Below are 16289 nucleotides of genomic sequence, written 5' to 3'. Positions count from 1 at the left end.
GATTACCCGACGAACGGGACAAATCCTGCCCCGCAACCAAATCATAAATAGCCCCGTCTCCGACGGGGCTTTTTGCGTTTAAAGCAAACCAAATCTAAAGCCCACTAATCAATAAAAAACCGCTAGCACGCAACGGATCTTAAACCGAATACTGAAAATCATGTGGGAGGGAAAAGGGTCAACTCCAAGCCCCCCATGTAACAAAGGTTACTGTCTCTAGAGCGCCAGATGCCAAAATATCAACGCCGACAATGATGGCAGTCCGAGGAAACAGGCCCCCGCCACCATAAAGAAAAGCCCCGGCAACAATTGTTGGCCGGGGCTAAGCTATTGGGAACCTGCATAGGGCAAGTCCAGGAGGCGACGTTAAAGGGCGATAAAACTAAACGGTTTCGGTGACTTTGCTGAGATTCATAGGCTTATCGGGATCAAAGCCGCGGGCTAGTGCAACGCGTTCAATCAAGCTGTAATAAGCCCCTAGACCTACAAGCGGATCAATCAAACCCTGTCCCGTTGGCGTGATCCCGATAGCTTTATGTTGAGCGCTTCGAGCGCCAATCGCTATAACATCAGCACCAAGACCAACCAGGCGGTCGACTGCCTGTTTGTTGGCGCTGAATGCTTCGTCTTCATTCAAAAATGCCAAGACTGGAAAGCCGCTGTGAACCAGACGAATGGGGCCATGCATAACTTCGGCCAACGAAAAAGCCTCTGCGTGAATGCCACAGGTCTCCTTGGCCTTAAGGGCAGCTTCCAATGCGACAGCAAACCCAGTGCCTCGTCCGACGACATACATTCCTTCAATTGAGGCGAGTTTTGTAATCAATGCTTCATCGATTGGAGCACTCGTCGTTGCGTCCAATGCCTGCGGCAGTCTGGTGAGCGCCGCTTGCAACGCACTGTCGTCGCTGATTGCTGCTGTGATGGCGGCAAGTGCGGTAGCGCCCGCGATGCAGGATTTGGTTGCGGCTACGCTCTGTTCTTTGCCTGCGTGTAACCCCAGCACAATATCGGCCTGTTGCGCCAAAGGACTGTCGGTTACGTTGACGAGAGCCACGGTAATCGCTCCACCCTGTTTGGCCGCCCTCTGCAACGCAACAATGTCGGGGCTGGCGCCGGACTGCGAAACCGTAAAGTGCAACCCATCCTGCAACTGCAAGCGGCTGTTATAAACCGATGTCACCGAAGGACCTATTGAAGCCACCGGCAAGCCAACGCTGATCTCGAACAGATATTTGAAGAAGGATGCAGCGTGATCGGACGAGCCGCGGGCAGCCGTCGTAATCACACGTGGCTTACGCTCTTCATAGAGACGTTTGATTGCCGCGATCGTTGCGGCTTCTTCCGTCAGCAAACGCGAAACAACGGCCGAGGCCTCAATTGTCTCTTTGCGCATAAATGATGTCGTGACCATGAAGGACCTCGTGCTGAAATAGTTGAGTGATTTTCTGCCAGCTTAACTCTGCAGGATGGAAGCCCCACCTGCGGCCTGAACCGCCAGGCTACCGCTTTTGACACCCGCAGCCAGACAGTCGGCCGGACTACATCCGTCAATCCATGAGTCGATGAAACCAGCATTGAAAGCATCGCCTGCACCGGTCGTGTCTATAACGTCTACCTTGTCAGCAGGAATATGCATCTCCATCGACCCGGTGCTCAGCCATGCTCCTTCTTCGCCCGCCTTCAGAGCGACGATTGGAAAGCGCTTCGATAGAACACCGATTGCTTTGCGGGGATCTCGATCTCCGGTAATGGCTTCCGCTTCCTCGCTGTTAGGCAGGAAGATATCCACGCCTTCACAGCTTTTCAGAAAGTCCTGGCTATAGATGAGGGTTTCATCCCAACTTGGATCCAGTGAAACGGTCAGCCCGGCAGCTTTAGCTTTAGTAATCAAATCCGGTATTTCGTGCAATGTCGCATATTCTGCGATGTGGAGATGTTTCGCATTGTTCCATGTCAAAGCGTCATCAAGGGTGGATGGCCGTGCGGAGCCCGCACGGCGCGAAAGAAACGCGCGGTCGTTGCCGATAACACTGGCCACAGTCACTTGAGGCCCAGCCTCAGTTGAAGTTTCCAGAAAGCGTAGATCAAGACCATCGATGGCCAAGTCCTTAGAAATGCCCTTTGAGAGGCTGTCCGTTCCAAGTCGTGCGACCAACGCCACTGAGCGGCCAACATGAGCAAAATGGGCGGCGGAAATAAAGGCGCCGCCGCCGGCTACGATTTTCATGTCGCCTGCAAAAACTTCTCTGCCTGGCTGCGGTAAAGCATCAAGGCCAGTGAAAATCAGGTCGCAATAAATCCGTCCTATGCTAAGGACCGCAGGGGTTTTGAATTGTTTTGACATTATAGGCGACCGAGGCTCTTTTCTGTCTTGGCATCAAACAGATACAGGCTACCAGCAGGCGCAAAGACGCTCAGTGTCGTGCCAGACTTTGGAACGGTTTTGCCCGGTGCTGTCGCAATAACAGCATCACCATTTACATCAAGATGAACCAGAGTTTCTGCTCCGAGCGGCTCAACCGCCGTTACCACACCTTGCAGCGATATACCGCCTTCAGTGCCGGTTTCACCGACGGTCAATTCATGTGGGCGAATACCGATCAACATGTCGCCATCAGCACCGAACTCGACCGTATCGCCTTTGCGGCGGCCTTTGAGCAGGTTCATCGACGGGCTTCCGATAAAGCGTGCTGTAAACACATCCACCGGATGCTCATAAAGCTCGGTCGGCGTGCCGGTTTGCAAAATATTACCATCGCGCATCACCACAATACGGTCGGCCATAGTCATGGCTTCAACCTGATCATGGGTCACGTAAACTGTGGTTGTCTTGAGGCTCTGGTGCAGGCGTTTGATTTCAATGCGCATCTGTGCGCGCAATTGCGCGTCAAGGTTCGACAATGGTTCATCAAACAAGAACGCTGAAGGATTACGAACCATTGCACGGCCAATTGCCACACGCTGACGCTGCCCACCGGACAGAGCCGCAGGACGACGATCAAGATAGGGTGTCAGCCCCAATGATGCACCAACATCCTCAATCCGCTTGGCCTTTTCCGCCTTTGAAAGTTTTGAGGTGTAAAGGCCGAAACCAATATTCTGGCGTACGCTCATATGCGGATAAATCGCATAATTCTGGAATACCATTGCAATATTGCGCTGTTTCGGATCGCGTTCGTTGACGACTTCGCCACCGATTTTCAACTGTCCCCCGGAAATATCTTCCAGACCGGCAATCATACGCAGAGTTGTCGACTTACCGCAGCCGGAAGGGCCAACGAAAACGACAAATTCTCCGTCTTCGATCTGCAGATCGATTGCGCGAACTGCTTCGACCTTGCCGTAACGTTTGACAAGTTTTTCGAGTTCAATGGTTGCCATTAACGTGTCTCCGCAAGTGCGCTGAATTTTTCATTAAGTTCTTGATTGGCTTTAGCTTCATAAGCTTCGTGCTCTGCAGCGCGTGCTGTTAAACCCGCAACGTTTGTTCGGTAACGCGCGAGGGCCTCGCGCATTGGCGCTGGTGCCGGACCGCCTAAACGGCCACGCACAGCAACGAAATGCTGCGGCGAAACCAGTTCTTCAAATTTGACCTGATCGAAGGATGGTTCGCGTCCGGTGGCTTCATGGAATGCTGCAAGGAAAGGCGCAAAGCCATCTTGCTCAAGCCCGCCACCTTGAGCCACCACCGCGCGTGCTACAGTCGCTGCAATCTCATGCGCCTGACGGAACGACAGGCCTTCAATGCGCACCAGTGAATCGGCAAGTTCCGTGATCGTAATGCACGAACGACGGATATTTTCAGCAACTCGTGCCGGATCGATACGAATGGCTTCGATGAAGGCCGCCAGCAGATCAAGCACACGACCGGCAGAGGCAAAAGCCTCATAGCCCATTTGCTGGGTTTCGCCTTCGCTGTCATTCATATCGGTGAAAGGCGTATTGTGCATCACATCCAGCACGGTGCGGGCACGCCCCATTGTCTGGCTCGACAAATGACGCATATGTTCAATCGGCACCGGATTGCGCTTTTGCGGCATGATTGAAGAAATCTGCACAAAGGCATTCGGCACATAAATCTGGCCAACTTCAAAGCTCGTCCAGAACTGGAAGTCCTGAATGAGCCTTCCCAGATGAATGAACATCAGTTCCAGCGCGGAATAGGTCGAGGTGATGTAATCCACTGCTGCGATACAGCTGTAGGAATTGTTTAAGGGGGCAGCAAAGCCCAACAGCTCCGAGACGCGCTTGCGGTCAATCGGAAAGCCGGAGGTGGTGATGGCTGCTGCCCCCATCGGGGACTGGTTTACAATCGCGCGGGCGGCTTCAAGGCGTTCGATATCCCTGATTAGTACTTCCGTAGCCGCAGCGAGATAATGCCCGAATGTGGTCGGCTGTGCCGGTTGCCCATGGGTATAGGCAACGATCAATGTTGCCTGTTCACGTTCAACAGCTGCAACCAGCACATCAATCAGGTGCCGTGACTTGGCCAGCAACGCATCAATGTGCTTTTTTAGGCCAAGTTTGAACAGCGTGTGGTCAATATCATTACGCGAACGAGCAGTATGCAAGCGCCCCGCAACATCGGCACCGATACGGGCTTTAAGTTCCTTCTCGATGAGGAAAAAGAAGTCTTCTACCTCACCGGTATAGGTCAGCTCTGCCGGATTGATTTCCTGATCAATTGCTTCAAGCGCGCAGGCAATCTGTGCCGCCTGTTCGCGATCCAGAATACCGGTTTCAACCAGCATCACCAGATGAGCGCGGTCAATGCGACGGAAACCATCAACATGGTGTGTCTTGGCACCATCAAACAGCGGACGAAGCACGGTTTCTTTATAAACCGGATTTGGAAACACGCTGTTGTCGGACAATTTTGGGTCGAGATCAGACATGGTTCAACCTTTCAGACCTGCCAGCATAACACCGCGTACGATGTAGCGCTGAAGCAGCATGAAAACGATAAGCGTAGGCAATGTAGCGATCGCTGCGCCGGTCATGATCATTTCCCACTGGATCGATTGCTCAACTGCAAAGCTCGATAGTCCCACCGGCAGCGTATAAAGCTCCGGACTGGTTGAAACGATCAGTGGCCAGAAGAAAGCGGTCCAGTTACCGAGGAAGGTAAAGATCGCCAGCGCCGACAGAGCCGGGGTGACCAATGGCATGGCAATTTTCCACCAGATCTGGAACTCGTTAAGCCCGTCTACACGTGCGGCTTCGAGGAAATCATTTGGCACGCCTTCAAAGAACTGTTTCATCAGGAAGGTACCAAAAGCAGTCATCATACCGGGGAACATGATGCCCCAATAGCTGTCCAGCCAGCCGAGCTTGCTCGACATCAGATACCAAGGAATAACCAGCATTTCGGTCGGGATCATCAGGGTCGAGAGGATCGCGAGGAAGATGAAATAGCGGCCTCGGAACTGGAATTTTGCCAACGTATAACCGACCAGACTGTCGAAAAATACGTTCGACAAGGTTACGACCACGGCCACGATCATCGAATTCATGAACCAGCGCAGAAAGCGCCCGTCAGCAAGAATGGTGGCATAGTTTTGAAGCGTGGGCTCCGCGGGAATGAGCCTCAAATCATAGACCTGACTTGCAGTTTTCAACGAGGTTGAAAACATGAAAACAAGTGGCGTGATCATGATCAGACCGCCGATGAACAGCAAAGTCCATGTGATGACGCGGCCGGGCTTCAGATTCTGGAACGGGAGGGATTTGGTTTGTGCAGGCGCGGTCATTTCTTTTCCCTCAGAATCCAGAGCTGTAACAGGGAGACGCAAAGCAGAATGATGAAGAGAATGATCGTTTGCGCAGCCGCATAGCCCATTGCATAGGACGAAAATGCCGTCTGATAGATCATCAGTACCAGTGGTTTGGTTGATCCCAGTGGACCACCGGGATCATTGGTGGTCATGTTGTAGACCTGATCGAAGATGCGCAGGAAACCGATTGAGGAAAACACCACCAGAAACACAGTTGTTGGCTTTAGCAACGGGATGGTGATTTTGCGCAGAATGGCCCATTCGCCGAGGCCATCAATGCGCGCCGCCTCATAAAATGTGCCGGGAACCGCGCGCAAACCCGCCATGAAGATGATGATCTGAAAGCCAAGTCCTGCCCAGATTGAGGTTGCCATGATGGCATAAAGCCCCTGATCAACCGAGCGCAGAAAACCTTGTTGCGGCAAGCCAAGGGAACTCAGAATATTATTGATGAAGCCGATTGGTGCAGGCTGGTAAAACCAGCGCCATACCCATGCCATTGCTGCCGCTGTGGTCAGATAAGGCAGGAAATACAAGGCTCGAATGAAACCGTGCATAAGCCTGACACGGTCCAGATAGTAAGCGATGACAAAAGCCAGAACCAGACTGATGGGCGTGCCGACCAACAGGTAGATGAAAGTGTTTTTGAACACTTTCCAGAATTCAGGATCGGCAAAAAGCTTCTGATAGTTGGCGATACCGATAAATTCCGGCGGGCTCATCAGATCCCAGTTGGTGAAAGACAACCAGAATGCTTCAATCGTCGGATAAAAGCGGATGACGCTATAGAAAAGGATGGGCAGAGCCAGAAAGCTCCACACCCAAATCAATCTTCTGGTTTTCATCGACAGGCGATCTGTCAGTCGCGAGCCGAAAGGTCTGCGCGCTGTATGATCGGGTTCAGCCGTCATTGTCATAATAAAAATCCTTCGGCCAGCCGATGCGTTGCAGGGCAGCCACGGTCGGAAACGATTGCTTCCAAAACAGAGCCGTATTGTTCAAAGCAGCACGAAAGCTGCTGAAAATCGGAAGCGGGCGGTCCGCGAGAACCGCCCAACCGAACGCAGTTCTACTTCGCAGTGTCCAGAATGGCTTGTTCAGCCTTGGCAGCTTCATCAAGGGATTCCTTGACTGGCTGGTTCTGCAGGATCACGCGGTTAGACATGTCGACGACGATCTGGCGCTGCTTCAGCTCATCGGTGAACATGGTTGTGTGGGCATATTCCAGACCTTTGAGGAATGGTCCATAAACCGGATCAGCCAGATTAGTTTCCGTCAAAGCCGCCGAACGGCGCGCAGGCAATTCGCCTACACCCTTCAGCCAGATTTCCATGGCTTCAGGTGACGTAATGTAGTTCAGGAACTTTGAAGCCGCTTCCAGCTTTTCGCCCTTTGCCGATGCACTGATGCCGTTGGCAAAATAGCTGGCATAGTTTGAACGCACGCCCTCAGCATTAGCTGGCAACTCAGTCACGCCCCACTCGAAGTCCTTGATGGTGTTAAAAGCGGCGAGACGGAATGTTCCATCCACAGTCATTGCCGCCTTACCGGAACGGAATGCTGCATGGCCTTCATCCATGAACTTCACTTCGCCGACCTTATATTTTGTCTGCAGGTCGGTGTAGAACTGCAATGCCTTTTCGCCGGCAGCGTCGTCATAGGCAACCTTGCGATAATCATCGCTATATGGCTTGCCGCCGAACTGGCGAACCAGCACTTCGCGCCACCAATGCAGATCTTGACCCGGCATATCCAACGTGATGCCTTCGCTCAACAGATTGCCGGAAGCGTCGCGCTTAGTTGCTTTCTCGGCATAAGCCAGCAGTTCTTCGAGATTTTTCGGCGGATTTTTCGGGTCAAGGCCAGCTTCTTCGAAAAGCTTCTTATTGTAGAACAGAGCCAGTGAGCGCACAGCAGTGGGCAAGCCGTAATATTCATCGCCGCGCTTCATAGCGCTTACGATTGGGAAGAATTCGCTTTCGATCTTGTCGTGCGGAAAAGCCTCCTGTGGCAGCGGCTGCAAAATGCCACCGGCAGCGAATTTATCAAGCCAGCCGTAGAACAGCTGCATCACGTCCGGGCTTTTTCCCGCCATCTTCGCCGCAATAACGCGGGTCTGATAATCGTCATAAGGGAACGTGACCTGCTTGACCTTGATATCAGGATTGGCTTTTTCGAAATTCTCGATCAGCTTGTCCATCGTCTTGACACGCGATTCAAAGACATACTGCCAATATTCGATTTCAACTGCTTGTGCAGCGTTGATTGCTATAGAGCTCAGACCGGCCACAAGACCCGCAAGCAGCAACTTACCCATTTTCATAAGACCTCCCCGTTGCTCAGCCCCTCTGGTGCCCGAGCAAGGTATGTGCAGGTCAGTGACCTGCCGGTTCCACCATTGCTGCACTTTTCGTGCAGCATCCTCACCGTCAGCATGTTCGGCCAGGCGCCGTTCGAATACCGACAGGGCAATTATTTGCCCCTCCATAGGCTTCAATTTTGTAAGTCATTTGTCAATAAGATAATTTAGTTGAATTAATATATTGCTGTTAAAAGTCACGTGCGCTATCTAATTTGAGGCATTTGGGAGAGGGCATGAAATCGAAGGCGGCGAACTCACGAACCATGGCGCATCCGGACACGCAACCGATCACTTTGGGTAAAAATCCTGAGCGAATTCGGGATCATAATCGCCGTGTGGTGTTGGATGTTGTTCGCCGTCATGGCCCGGTGGGTCGTATGCATATTGCCCGTTTGACGCATCTGACGGCGCAGGCTATCGCCAATATTGTTGATGAGCTGGTTGCTGAAAATCTTCTGATGCAGCTTGGCAGATTAAAGACCGGGCGCGGTCAGCCGCCGATTCAATTTGCTGTTAATCCGTCTGGTGCGATGACAATCGGAATTGAAATGGGTTCGACCCATATGGTGACGACGGTTCTTGACCTTTCTGGCGTCCCACGCAAGCAACAGGTGCATCTGGTAAGCGACACGCGGCCCGAGGCGCTTTGCGCCCAGCTTCGCATCGAGATCGACAAGATCAGGTCTGAGTTTGATGCGCGTCTTCTTGGGATAGGTGTTGTGATGCCGGGTCCGTTTGGCATCGAAGGCATGACCTCGGTCGGTCCGACGACACTGCCGGGTTGGGCTGGCATTGACGCCGCGGCTGTTCTAAGTGCTGCCTTTGGTGAACCTGTCATCGTCGAAAATGATGCAAATGCTGCGGCAGTGGGCGAGCGATTGTTCGGGGCCGGGCGTGCTATTTCAAACTTTGCGATGATCTATTTCGGTGCCGGTATCGGTCTCGGTATGATCCAGGATGGCTCGCCGTTTCGCGGTGCTTTCGGCAATGCGGGTGAAATCGGGCATATCTCGATTGTACCAGGAGGGCGGCTCTGCTCCTGCGGTCAGCATGGTTGTCTGGAAACTTATTCATCAGTTCATGTTCTCAAAGAGAAATTAGTGAATGCGGGGCTTTTCGATGTCAGCTTCGAGAAGCTTGAAGAGCTGCTGCAGGACAGAAATCCCGTGGTCTTGGATTGGGTGGCGGACGCTGCAAAACACCTTGCGCAAATGATTGCGATTATCGAAAACATTCTTGATCCTGAGACCGTTGTTCTCGGAGGAATGCTGCCAAATCCCGTCATCGACGCGCTGATTTCGCATATGGATGAGCTGCCGATATCGGTCGCAAACAGAAGTGCACGCACGCTTGCCCGTGTGCTTCGCGGACAGACAGGTCAGTTTACGGCGGCTCTGGGGGCGGCCTCGCTGCCTATGTTTGAGGTCATGACACCCAAGCTTGATATGAGTCTATAGTCCGCCAAAGTATCTTGAATGATGCGAGTTGTAGGCCCTGAATTCAGTGTCCGGATTGTCTTGCGAGCGTTTTGTTAAGCCGTGATCACAAAGTCGTCGTGATATTCGCACCCTAATTGCTCGTCGTTTAGCTCAAGAAATATATAATTATTACAATATGTTATGATTATTACGGTTGATGCGCACTGTCGCTGATGCTGGATGGATTTTTATACCCTGAAGTGAATTTTGACAAAAGACGATGCTTGCTAATCAAATGTAAAATACGTGTATTGACATATGTCGATCAATAAGTGATTTTTGTCGTGCGTGGTCAAGGAGGATACCGTGCAGACGCTATTGAAAGTAGAGAGCCTGAAAAAATCGTTCGGCGGTGTTGCGGCACTTCGCGATGGCCAGCTGGAACTGCGTGCAGGCTCGGTCCATGCCCTGTGTGGCGGCAATGGCGCAGGCAAATCCACATTTCTCTCCATTTTGATGGGTATTCAGCAGCGCGACGGCGGCAAGATATGGCTGCGTGGTGAAGAGGTTCAATATTCGACGCCTGCGGAAGCGCTTAAATCCGGTATCGCGATTATCGAGCAGGAGCTAAGCCCAGTTCCGCATATGAGTGTTGCAGAGAATATCTTTCTCGGTCGCGAACCTTCAACGCGATTTGGCGGCATTGATTTCAAGAAGATGAACAGTGAAGCGCAGGCGCTTCTGGATCGTCTGGAGTTCGACATTCGTGCCACCCAGGTGATGAGCCAGTTGTCGGTTGCGCAGATGCAGCTCGTGGAAATCGCCAAAGCGTTCAGCCACAATGCCGATGTGATCTTCATGGACGAGCCGACATCGGCCATCGGTGAAAAGGAAGCGCAGCATCTGTTCAAGGCGGTTGAGCGCCTCAAGGCTGAGGGCAAGGGCATTGTCTATGTCTCGCATCGCCTGTCCGAGATTTTCCAAATTGCAGATTCCTATACGGTTTTCCGTGATGGCGGTTATGTCGGTTCGGGCGCGCTGAGCGATATCGACCGTCCCGAACTGATCCGCTTGATCGTTGGGCGCGAGCTTGGCGAAGAATTCATCAAGACCAACGAGCCGACAGATGAGATCGGTTTCGAGGTTTCCGATCTCGCACTGCCTGGCAAGATCGAAGACATTTCCTTCTCGGTCCGCAAAGGCGAAATCTTTGGCATTTACGGCCTGATGGGTTCTGGTCGCTCTGAGATATTCAATTGTGTTTTCGGCCTCGACAAGGCGAGCAAGGGTGAAATTCGTCTTGAAGGCCGCCAGCTGAAAGTTGGCAAGCCCGCCGATGCGATGGCTGAAGGCATTGCCTTTGTGACAGAAGACCGCAAGCTGACCGGGCTTAACCTCACAGACAGCGTGCGCGCCAATATCTGCCTTGCAAGCTTGCCTGAAATGAGCCCGGCATTTGCCATGCGTCAGCGCGAAGAAGCTGAAGCAAGCGCTAAGATGATCAAGCATTTTGGCATCAAGGCGGCGCGCGATACAATGCCGGTTTCTGGTCTTTCGGGCGGCAACCAGCAGAAAGTCGTGCTCGGCAAGTGGTTCCTGCGCAATCCGCGCCTGTTGCTGCTTGATGAGCCGACACGAGGCGTGGATGTGGGCGCGAAGCGGGAAATCTATCGCATCATCTGCGAATTCACTGCGTCAGGCGGCACCGTCGTGATGATTTCATCTGAAATCGACGAGGTTCTGGGCATGTCCGACCGCATCCTCGTGATGCGGCAGGGCCGGTCAGCTGGCGTCTATGACAGGGCAGACACCGACGCACAAAAGCTGGTGCATCTGTCCACCTGACGGTGGGCTTTTTGATCCAGAGCGCGCTCAGAAAGATGCGCTTGAATACAAATGATCAGAGTGCCTGATTGAGATTAGGCCTGACACTGGCAGGCTGGGAAGAGGCTGGAAAACGTGAGCAATATCGAGAAAACACAAACGAACAGCTGGTTCGCTTCCGAGAAGCGCCGGTTGATCATTCAGGAATACGGCATTTTCCTCGCCTTCCTGCTTCTCGTCTTCATCCTGTCGGTGTCAAATCCATACTTCCTGACAACAGGCAATATTTCGAACGTTCTGCTACAGACCTCAATCAACGGTGTGCTGGCTATCGGCATGACGTTTGTCATTCTGACGCGTGGCATTGATCTTTCTGTAGGCTCGGTTGCAGCGCTCACAGGTATCGTTGCGGCTAGCCTTGCCACGACATCTGCCGCTGCAAGTGTTGCGGGCGGCCCTTATCCTGCAGTTGTAGCCATCGCTGCCGGTCTTGCTGTTGGTTGTGCCTGCGGCGCATTGGTCGGCTGGATCGTTTCCCGCTTCTCGGTGCCTGCATTCGTTGCAACGCTCGGTATGCTCTCGGCTGCACGCGGCATGACGCTTATCTATGGTGGCGGTAAGCCTGTGCCTGCACTGATCCCGGATTTCCGCTGGATCGGCACTGCCAAGATCATGGGCATCCCGATGCCTGTCATTATTCTGGCGATCGTCTTCATTGGCGCATGGTGGGTTCTCACCCGCACGCGCTTTGGCCGCTATGTCTATGCCGTTGGCGGTAACCCGCATGCAGCAAAGACATCGGGTATCAATGTCACCCGCGTCCGCTTCTCTGTCTATGTCATCTCCGGCGCACTTTCCGGTCTTGCAGGCATGATGCTTGCTGCCCGCACCGGTTCCGCGCTGCCACAGGCCGGTATTGCCTACGAACTGGATGCAATTGCTGCGGTTGTTATCGGCGGCACCAGTCTTTCTGGCGGCGTAGGCCGTGTCACGGGAACGCTGATTGGCGCGCTCATCATCGGCGTCATGAATAATGGTCTCGATCTGATGGGTATCGAATCTTACTACCAGCAGGTTCTCAAAGGCGCGTTGATCGTCGGTGCAGTCATGCTCGATCAGAAACGTAACCAGAGCGCCTGATTTCTAGAAGTTTCCAATTGCCAGTCACATGGCGCAACCAAAGCCGCACATTCAATAATTGCGGATAATGTGGAGGAGAATACCGATGAAGAAATTGCTGATTGCCCTGGCATCGGCTACGGCCTTACTCGCAGGCGCTGCAAATGCTCAGGAAAAGCTCAAGATTGGCGCAGCCCCTTACGGCCTTAATGCTGAATTTATGCAGATATGGTCTGAAGCGCTGAAGGAGCACCCAGCAGTCAAGAGCGGTGAAGTTTCGCTGACGGTTTTCGACGGGCGCTATGATGCGCTCGTTCAGCAAGAACAATTCAATACCATGATCACCCAGCAGTTCGACGCGATCATTTTCGTGCCGATCGATGTTGAAGCCGGTGCGACCGCTGTTCAGGCAGCCGCAGATGCAAACATCCCGGTTGTGGGTTCCAACACCCGCGTAAACTCTGATCTTCTGGCTTCTTATGTCGGTTCTGATGATGCGGTTTCCGGCTACATGGAAGCCAAGACCGTTCTCGACAAGATTGGCTGCAAGGGCAATGTCGTCATCATCGAAGGCCCGATTGGCCAGTCGTCGCAGGTTTCGCGCCTCGAAGGCAACAAGAAGGCTCTTGCTGAATGCCCGGACGTGAAGGTGCTTGAACAGCAGACCGCAAACTGGTCGCGCGCTGAAGCGCAGACACTGATGGAAAACTGGTTGACCGCACACAAAGGCGAAATCAACGGCGTGATCGGCCAGAACGACGAAATGGCTCTCGGCGCGATTGAAGCCATCAAGTCGGCAGGCCTCAAGGTTGATGATTTTGCTATCGCAGGTATCGACGGTGTGACCGACGCTCTTAACGCAGTTAAGGCTGGCACGATGACGTCGATTCTGCAGGATGCGCGCGCTCAGGCGCAGGGAGCTATGGACCTTGCAATCTTCCATGCGAAGAAAGGCGATTACAAGCCACAGTCTGATATCTGGGCTCAGTATCCTGACATGTCATTCAACGATGGTAAGGACAAGGAATACAATGTTCCTTGGACGCCAGTAACGGCCGACAATGTCGATAAGTTGCTGGAAACACGTAAGTAATAGAGAACTGCGGGATGGGCATCCGGCTCATCCCGCAACCCAAACATTCCGCTACCCTCAACACCGAGGATCAAACCATGTCCGACCAATCTCCCCAAATCGACCTGAACTTCCCACTTGACGGTAAAGTTGCTCTGGTAACTGGTGCTGCATCCGGTATTGGCGCGGCTGTGGCTGAGGCCTTTGCTGCGAAAGGTGCAAAGGTTGCGGTGCTTGATATCAATGCTGATCAGGCGCGCGCCAAGGCTGAAGCGCTTGGAGATGCTGCAAAGCCTTTTGTCTGTGATGTATCTGATCCTGGTTCGGTAAAGGCCGCGGTGTCAGGTGTGGTCGAGACATTCGGACAGATTGATATTGCTGTAAACAGTGCAGGAGTTGTTTTTCTCGCTCCTGCCGAAGATCTGACTATTTCCGATTGGGATCGCACGATTGCAATCAATCTCAAGGGTAGCTTCCTCGTCACGCAGGAAGTGGGCCGCGCCATGATCTCTGTGGGCAAGGGTGGCAAGATCGTCAATCTTGCTTCGCAGGCTGGCACTGTAGCCATTGAAGACCACGTTGCTTATTGCGCGTCGAAGTTCGGCGTCATCGGTATGTCCAAAACCTTTGCTGCCGAATGGGGCAAATACGGCATCACCGTCAACACGATCTCGCCGACCATTGTTCTCACGGAACTAGGCAAGAAGGCCTGGAATGGTGAAAAGGGCGAAGCTGCCAAGAAGCGCATTCCAACCGGACGCTTCGCGTTTCCCGAAGAAATTGCAGCCGCCGCAGTCTTTCTGGCATCAAGCGGCGCGAACATGATAAATGGTGCCGACCTTCTGATCGATGGTGGCTACACAATTCTTTAACAAAGCGAACGGTCTGACGATTGTTCGGGGCCGAAAATACGGCTTTAAAATTACAGAGCGGGAACTCATCTCTCGCCTTCGATAGGTGCAAAATGCAAAGATTTATCAATAACCCGGATGAAGTCGTCGAAGACACCGTCAAGGGTTTCATCAAAGCTCATAACGATCTCGTGCGGCTATCGACGGAAAACCCTCGCGTGGTTGTAGCGAAAGACGCACCTATCGAAGGGAAAGTCGGCGTTATCACCGGGGGTGGCTCGGGCCACGAGCCTGCGTTCATCGGCTATACCGGCAAGAACCTGCTCGATGCTGTTGCTGTTGGCGAGCTCTTCTCTTCGCCGACCGCCAAGAGTTTTTACGATGCCGCGCGTGAAGCAAATGGTGGCAAGGGTGTTGTCTGTCTCTATGGAAATTATGCCGGAGACAACATGAATGTGAAAATGGCAGTGAAGCTCGCCGCCAAGGTCGGAATTGAAGTTCTGACCGTAGTTGCCAATGACGACGTCTGCTCGGCTCCCATCGAAGAACGTGAAAAGCGCCGCGGCGTTGCTGGCGAAATCTTCATGTGGAAAGTTGGTGGCGCAAAGGCTGCTTCGGGTGCAAACCTTCATGAAGTACAGGCAACCGCACAGAAGGCTATCGACAATTGCCGTTCCATCGGTGTGGGTCTTGGTCCGTGCACGCTGCCATCGGTTGGTCATCCAAACTTCACTATTGAACCGGGCACGATGGAAGTCGGTATCGGCCATCATGGAGAACCAGGCGTTCGCGTTGAGCCGCTAAAGCGTGCCGACGAAGTTGCCAAGGACATGACCAAGATCGTTCTCGACGACCATGATCTTTCAGAAGGCACTGAAGTGGCTGTTCTGGTGTCTGGTTTGGGTGCAACACCGCTCAACGAACTCTATATCCTCAATGATACAATTGAGCAGGAAATCACTGGGCGTGGCCTTAAGATTTACCGCACCTATGTGGGCAACTACTTTACCTCACTCGAAATGGTTGGAGCCACGCTGACTGTCATGGCGCTTGATGACGAGCTCAAGACGCTGCTGGATGTCGAAGCCCGCTGCACGACAGTTTTGTAAGAAAGAGGTGTATCATGCAGACATTCAAGAATGCAGGATCGGGTGAGATCGTACTTTCGCTTGCGGAGCGGATCATCGAAAACAAAGCCTATCTGAGCGAGATCGACGGCAAGATCGGCGATGGCGATCACGGCGTGAATATGGCCAAGGGTTTCGGCCTTGCAGCAGAACGCCTGAGAGGCAAGGATGTGTCTCTTGCAGAAGGTCTCGACACACTCGGAACAGTTCTGCTCACCGAAATTGGCGGTTCCATGGGCCCGCTTTATGGCGTGATGTTCAACGAGTTCGCGGAGAAGCTGGAAGGCACCGAGAATATCGACGCAGCCACTTTCAGCACGATGCTCCATGCCGGTCTGGAAGGCATCCAGTCAATTGGCTCGGCAAAGCTCGGTGACAAGACACTGCTCGACACGCTAATCCCGGCCATCAATGCTTTTGACGAGGCAAACGGCAAAGGTCAGTCCTTTGCTGAAAGTCTGGATGCTCTATCGGCTGCAGCCGAAACAGGCCGTGACTCAACGCTCAATCTGGTTGCAAAGATTGGCCGGGCAAGTCGCCTTGGCGAGCGCTCGCTGGGCGTACTTGATGCAGGCGCAACATCTTGCGCGCTGATTCTGACAGACCTTTCGGCACAGGCAAAGAGCCGCTTGCAGTAAGCTTTTTGCTTTGATTTTGAATTTGGCGTCTGAAAACTGTGTGGGCCCACACGTTCAGGCGCCAAATTCGATTGATCGTGTTGCAATTGCGTTCGACTGCT

14 protein-coding genes are annotated in these 16289 nt (G+C 53.0%); 7 read left to right on the top strand and 7 right to left on the bottom strand.

Features of this window, described 5'->3' with window-relative positions; translation table 11 throughout:
- Positions 1-382 precede the first annotated feature (382 nt).
- From OIV19_RS22240 to OIV19_RS22210, 7 genes are all read right to left on the bottom strand, one after another.
- The gene (locus OIV19_RS22240; protein ID WP_264233972.1) at positions 383-1414 is read right to left on the bottom strand and encodes an SIS domain-containing protein; all 1032 of its coding nucleotides are present in this window, start codon (positions 1412-1414) and stop codon (positions 383-385) included.
- 42 nt (positions 1415-1456) lie between these two features.
- Positions 1457-2347, bottom strand: coding sequence for a sugar kinase (locus OIV19_RS22235; protein ID WP_264233971.1), 891 nt, complete (start codon positions 2345-2347; stop codon positions 1457-1459).
- Complete coding sequence (locus OIV19_RS22230) at positions 2347-3384, bottom strand: ABC transporter ATP-binding protein (protein ID WP_151095862.1); 1038 nt, start codon at positions 3382-3384, stop codon at positions 2347-2349. The genes OIV19_RS22235 and OIV19_RS22230 overlap by 1 nt, the downstream gene beginning before the upstream one ends.
- Positions 3384-4898 (bottom strand): argininosuccinate lyase, encoded by a 1515-nt coding sequence (gene argH, locus OIV19_RS22225; RefSeq protein WP_264233970.1) that lies wholly within the window; start codon positions 4896-4898, stop codon positions 3384-3386. The genes OIV19_RS22230 and argH overlap by 1 nt, the downstream gene beginning before the upstream one ends.
- 3 nt (positions 4899-4901) lie before the next feature.
- Entirely contained in the window at positions 4902-5753 is an 852-nt protein-coding gene (locus tag OIV19_RS22220; RefSeq protein WP_024898680.1) for a carbohydrate ABC transporter permease, read from the bottom strand.
- The gene (locus tag OIV19_RS22215) at positions 5750-6694 is read right to left on the bottom strand and encodes a carbohydrate ABC transporter permease (protein WP_421522404.1); all 945 of its coding nucleotides are present in this window, start codon (positions 6692-6694) and stop codon (positions 5750-5752) included. The genes OIV19_RS22220 and OIV19_RS22215 overlap by 4 nt, the downstream gene beginning before the upstream one ends.
- A 152-nt stretch (positions 6695-6846) precedes the next feature.
- Positions 6847-8094 carry a sugar ABC transporter substrate-binding protein gene (locus tag OIV19_RS22210; protein WP_094578084.1) on the bottom strand — a complete coding sequence of 416 codons (1248 nt, stop codon included), beginning with the start codon at positions 8092-8094 and terminating at the stop codon, positions 6847-6849.
- A 278-nt stretch (positions 8095-8372) separates the two neighbouring features.
- On the opposite strand from OIV19_RS22210, the gene OIV19_RS22205 reads away from it, so the two are divergent.
- The 7 genes from OIV19_RS22205 to dhaL all read left to right on the top strand — a co-directional run bounded on the left by OIV19_RS22205 (position 8373) and on the right by dhaL (position 16188).
- Complete coding sequence (locus OIV19_RS22205; RefSeq protein ID WP_264233966.1) at positions 8373-9596, top strand: ROK family protein; 1224 nt, start codon at positions 8373-8375, stop codon at positions 9594-9596.
- A 327-nt stretch (positions 9597-9923) separates the two neighbouring features.
- On the top strand, positions 9924-11402 hold the full coding sequence (locus OIV19_RS22200; protein WP_264233964.1) for a sugar ABC transporter ATP-binding protein: 1479 nt from the start codon (positions 9924-9926) through the stop codon (positions 11400-11402).
- 114 nt (positions 11403-11516) lie between these two features.
- A complete protein-coding gene (locus tag OIV19_RS22195; protein ID WP_151095850.1) occupies positions 11517-12521 on the top strand; it encodes an ABC transporter permease in 1005 nt (334 codons plus the stop codon).
- Positions 12522-12606: 85 nt separating this feature from the next.
- Entirely contained in the window at positions 12607-13593 is a 987-nt protein-coding gene (locus OIV19_RS22190) for a substrate-binding domain-containing protein (RefSeq protein WP_264233963.1), read from the top strand.
- A gap of 77 nt (positions 13594-13670) precedes the next feature.
- Positions 13671-14444 carry an SDR family oxidoreductase gene (locus OIV19_RS22185; protein WP_264233961.1) on the top strand — a complete coding sequence of 258 codons (774 nt, stop codon included), beginning with the start codon at positions 13671-13673 and terminating at the stop codon, positions 14442-14444.
- A gap of 92 nt (positions 14445-14536) precedes the next feature.
- Positions 14537-15532 (top strand): dihydroxyacetone kinase subunit DhaK, encoded by a 996-nt coding sequence (locus tag OIV19_RS22180; protein ID WP_264233959.1) that lies wholly within the window; start codon positions 14537-14539, stop codon positions 15530-15532.
- Positions 15533-15546: 14 nt separating this feature from the next.
- Positions 15547-16188 (top strand): dihydroxyacetone kinase subunit DhaL, encoded by a 642-nt coding sequence (gene dhaL / locus OIV19_RS22175; RefSeq protein WP_264233957.1) that lies wholly within the window; start codon positions 15547-15549, stop codon positions 16186-16188.
- The last annotated feature ends 101 nt before the right edge of the window (positions 16189-16289 follow it).

It is taken from the genome of Brucella sp. HL-2, assembly GCF_025846885.2.
GTDB classification, from domain to species: domain Bacteria; phylum Pseudomonadota; class Alphaproteobacteria; order Rhizobiales; family Rhizobiaceae; genus Brucella; species Brucella quorumnocens.
The sequence above is the reverse complement of the archived record's forward strand: the minus strand, read 5'-3'. Positions and strand labels throughout refer to the sequence as shown.